Here is a 1,395-nt window from a genome sequence, read left to right on the forward strand (position 1 = left end):
AAAGCTTCTATTTGCTTCTTATCTGTTATCCGAGGATACTAATAAATACTTCAATTCTGCCAATTGATAAACGCTTGGCATATAGTGCCCGTTGACAATAACCGCTGGTGTATGACTGATATTATTTCGCTCACAATATTCTTGTTGCTGTCTCCAAAGTAGCTGTGCAACGTCATTGATGTAGTATTTCTCTACACCCGGTATTTCCTGAATCTCGAACCATTCCTCCAGTAAATAAGTTGCCTTTTCCCAACCTTCGGAGAGATAGGCGGAGAGAATTGTTTGTGCAATATGTGCTCCCAGACGATCATTGGTGTATATGACTAATGAGATGGATATATCCGCTGAGATCTCCCGAATGTGGTGGTGCACTTTGGCGCATGCCTTGCAGTTGGGATTTACAACTACCATCAGTCTGTCTTTTGTATGATCGGCAGAATTGTGTAAAGCTATATCCGGATGAATCATCGTTCTGACTTTAGGTTTTAACGCCAGTAGCTTTTGGAAAGTGATTGGATTGAGTAGACCGGATAGCTTAACCTTCATGAAGCGCTTCTCCTTGTCTGAAGAAACAAGTGCTTTTGCCTGTATCCAGAATATCAGGCAGATAACGCTGACTGCAATCATGGAAAAGAGAATCCGGATGGAAAATCTCCATTCAAAGTTATTCCGTATGATATAAAGTGCTGCTGCTGTCAGCCAGACCGAGAAGGTGGTGAGCATACAAAACAGACAGGCTTTATGAATAAAGAATATCTGATATATAATAGAGTATAGCGTAAATGCAATTGCTATGAAAACAGACAGGGCGGCCAAAAGATGAAACTCTTCGGGACAGACGGCTGTGAAGAAGAACATAGTGGTGAAATACATCCACGATAGCTCTCCAATTCCTATTCCTGCAATACTTGCACCCTTGGATTTGAGTACTTCATTGCAATCTATAACTTTACCTATATGGCAGAAACGGTGTAGAAAATGATGGTCTACCATTTCTTTGTATAGGATTATAGTAGAAATGAGAATACCGCAAGTTAATGCGGAGAGATAGAGTGGTAATCCGGGGGGATAATTTCTGCTCCAGATTGAAGAATAAACTAAGAGGACAGATATGATCCCGGCAATTAGTATTCTGTGTTGCCGACACATGTAATTAATATTTCTGATCAGGCAATGAGATTCACAGATGGTTTCCCGAGTAGTTTCACCCAACAGGACAATTCCTGTCCATTGGTGAATAAATAATTTTCTACTTATGGGCATGTGGCTGACTTCGGAAGTAGTGATAATGAGCCGGTCCTGTTCTATCTTTTCAACAAGACAGAATGTAGAATGGCTTGTTTCCAATTGGGTAATGAACGGGCCGTGCAGCTTCTCCAGATATTGGGGTTGAAG

General features: G+C 41.1%; 1 protein-coding gene. It reads right to left on the reverse strand.

What is annotated here, in order from left to right; genetic code table 11:
* Positions 1–18 precede the first annotated feature (18 nt).
* Positions 19–1,395 (reverse strand): vitamin K epoxide reductase family protein (locus DW036_RS25325; protein ID WP_118466753.1); only part of this gene is annotated, 1,377 nt, incomplete at its 5' end.

Source organism: Bacteroides sp. AF39-11AC, assembly GCF_003474285.1.
Classification (GTDB): Bacteria; Bacteroidota; Bacteroidia; order Bacteroidales; family Bacteroidaceae; genus Bacteroides.